Source organism: Rhodococcus sp. KRD162, assembly GCF_017168335.1.
GTDB lineage: Bacteria > Actinomycetota > Actinomycetes > Mycobacteriales > Mycobacteriaceae > Rhodococcoides.
Map to the genome: position 1 here is coordinate 1 of NZ_JABFAU010000045.1, position 2,945 is coordinate 2,945.

The 2,945-nt window shown below is 61.0% G+C and carries 2 protein-coding genes; one reads left to right on the forward strand and one right to left on the reverse strand.

What is annotated here, in order from left to right; translation table 11 throughout:
- Positions 1–71: 71 nt before the first annotated feature.
- Positions 72–1,286, reverse strand: coding sequence for a DDE-type integrase/transposase/recombinase (locus J1M87_RS25155; protein ID WP_157894437.1), 1,215 nt, complete (start codon positions 1,284–1,286; stop codon positions 72–74).
- Positions 1,287–1,640: 354 nt separating this feature from the next.
- Between J1M87_RS25155 and J1M87_RS25160 the strand changes: the two genes are divergently transcribed.
- Complete coding sequence (locus J1M87_RS25160) at positions 1,641–2,882, forward strand: IS110 family transposase (protein WP_047040730.1); 1,242 nt, start codon at positions 1,641–1,643, stop codon at positions 2,880–2,882.
- Positions 2,883–2,945 lie beyond the last annotated feature (63 nt).

Genomic DNA, 2,945 nt, shown 5'->3' on the forward strand with positions numbered 1-2,945 from the left:
CCGTGGTGCCTCATGTCAAGATGCTCGCCAAATGATTCCTGCGTGCCTCATCTATTGTGCTCGCGAAAGTCTCATGCTGCGTGGGGTGCTTGGGAGTAGGTCTTGGCGGCGGCCAGCCGGATGAGTCGCTGCTGGATCTCGTTGATCCGGTTCGTCAGGCCGGCCAGGTCCAGACTGGCGTAGAGCTCGTCCAGGTAGTGACGTTGGGGTTCGAGCATGATCCCGGTGTCCTTGATCCGGTCTGCCGGGGTCCGCGGGTCGTCGTAGCTGCGCACTGACTTCCCCTTGCGGCTCAGGTGATATCCGGTGACTTTCTTGGTGGGCAGGAACAGGTTTTTGCGCAGGTTCACCAGCGGCCAGAGCTCGTTCAGGAGCCCCAATTCAGCATCGGTGTCGTAGCGGTAGTTGAACGCCGAGCGGCGGACGACGGCCTCGTTTTTCTGCTCCACGAACGGGTTGTCGTTGGAGTGGTGGGGCCGGGACCGGGTCATGCGGATGTTATGGGCATTGCACCAGGTAGTGACCGGATCGTTGAGGAATTCAGAGCCGTTGTCGCTATGGATGTGGTCGATGGGGTATGGGAATTCGTCCAGGATTTCATCCATCGCCTTGACCACCCATTTGGCGGCTTTGTTCTTGATCGCCCGGTTGCTGGTCCAGCCGGTGTACACGTCCGTGGCGGTCAGTGTGAATGCGTACTGGCCTTTGGCATTGTTGCCGCAATGCGCGACCGTATCGATGGCAACCAGGCCAGGCTGCCAGTCAATATCCGGGATGCGGGACATGATCGGGATCGACTCGGTGTACTGGTTCCGCCGCGACCTGGTCGTGGACTTCCCGTCCGGATACATCGAGAGCTTGAACGGTGCCAGCAGCCGGTCGATCGTTGCCGCGCTCATCGCCAGCAACTGGTCATGCACTGCGGGGCTGTAACGGGCCCGCACCCTCCCGAAAGCGCCAGCGCGGATATGGGCGTCCATGTTGGCCAGTGTGGTGCCCATGACCGCGGCCAGGTACTTCCCGCAGGGCTGCCCAGCCACGACCCAGACCTGCTGGAGCACCTTCACCGTGTCATAGCCATACGTCGGCGGTCTCGGCTTGCGCACCTCCATACGGGCCGGGCCCCGCCGCTTGAAGGCCCTGCCCAGCTGCCGCCGGGCATTCGCCCTCGACCAGCCCACCTCCGCCACCAACCGGTCCAGGATCTCGCCCTTGGCCTTCTTCGACGCCGCCACATACGCGCCGGCTTCCTTCTTAGTGATTTCCCTGCGCGCAGACAACGTCAACCCATACATCCCTCCAGCACACCAAAGCACCCGACCATGCACCAGAGATTTCGCGAGCATTTCCCAAATGAGCGTGCCAGCGCCGCTGCGCGCCGTGGGTGTCGAAAGTCCCTCTTGACGCACCTTGCCTCTGGTGAATCGGATGGCTCAGCGGGATGATGGTGGTGTCTGCCGTGTCCGACGCCGGTCGTTCCTTGGTGCTGTTGTTTGGCCCGTAAATGAGCGTGGTGCGGAGGGTTCCACGGGAACCGTGGATTGTTGCTGTGAGCACGAGTATTAGAGTCCTGATTTAATTCCACCCTCTACATGGCAGGCATCACCACCCATTGAAACAAGCAGGTTAGGAGGTGTCCCGTGGACTTGGTTCATGAACGTGCCGCGGGCATTGATATTTCCAAGGGTGACGCGAAGGTCGCCATCCGGTCCCCGGGCAAGCGTGCCGGGACTTTTTCCACCGAGGTCACCACCTGGGGTTCCACCACCAATCAGATCCTCGCCCTGCGGGACATGCTGGTCGCCGCGAAGGTCACCACGGTGGTCATGGAGGCAACCAGTGATTACTGGAAGCCGTTCTACTACCTGATGGAGGACCTCCTGCCAGTGATGCTCGTCAATGCGAAGGCGGCCCGCAACATTCCCGGGCGAAAAACTGACGTGTCCGACGCTTCCTGGTTAGCTCAGCTCGGTGCGCACGGGCTGCTGCGCCCTTGTTTTGTCCCGCCTCAACCGATCCGCGTACTTCGGGATTTGACCCGGGCACGAACCATCGCCACCCAGGACCGGACCCGGGAAGTCCAACGACTGGAGAAATTTCTGGAGTCTACCGGCCTTAAGCTCTCGGACCATGTTTCGGACCTGATGGGTGTCTCCTCCCGGGCCATGCTCAAGGCACTTATCAAGGGTGAGCGGGATCCGCAGGTGTTGGCTGACCTGGCTCGGGGGCGCATGCGCGTGCGGGTTCCCGAGCTCGTAGAGGCGCTGACCGGACGCTTCGAGGTGCACCATGCTTATCTTTGCAACATGCATCTGGAACGCATCGATTCCATCACTCGGTGCGTCGAGGAACTCACCACCCGCATCAACGAGGCGATGGAACCCTTTCAAACGGCACGGGAATTTCTAGCTACCATTCCCGGGGTCTCCACCCTCGTGGCCGATGTCATCATCGCCGAAACCGGGGCAGACATGAGCTCCTTCCAGAGCCCGGGCCGACTCGCATCCTGGGCGGGCCTAAGCCCAGGATCCAACGAGTCTGCCGGCCGGGCAAAGTCCACCAGGACCCGACCTGGGAACCGCTATCTCAAGGGCGCTCTGGGCGTCGCGGCCTTGTCGATTTCCAGAAACCCCAAGAACAGCTACCTCGGGGCACGCTATAAGAGACTCATTGTGCGCCGCGGCAAGATGAAAGCCATCGTCGCCACCCAACACTCCATCCTCACCGCCGTCTGGCACATGCTCGCGGACGGCGAGTGCTACCACGACCCAGGATCCGACTTCTTTACCAAAAAGGACCCCACCCGCACCAAGAACAACGCCATCCGCCGCCTCCAAGAACTCGGCTACAACGTCACCTTAAGTAACCAGGAGGCAGCCTGACCCACCTTACTTTCGTATTAGGCACGCACCCCATTTCGCGAGCACTTTAGATGAGTCTCGTCG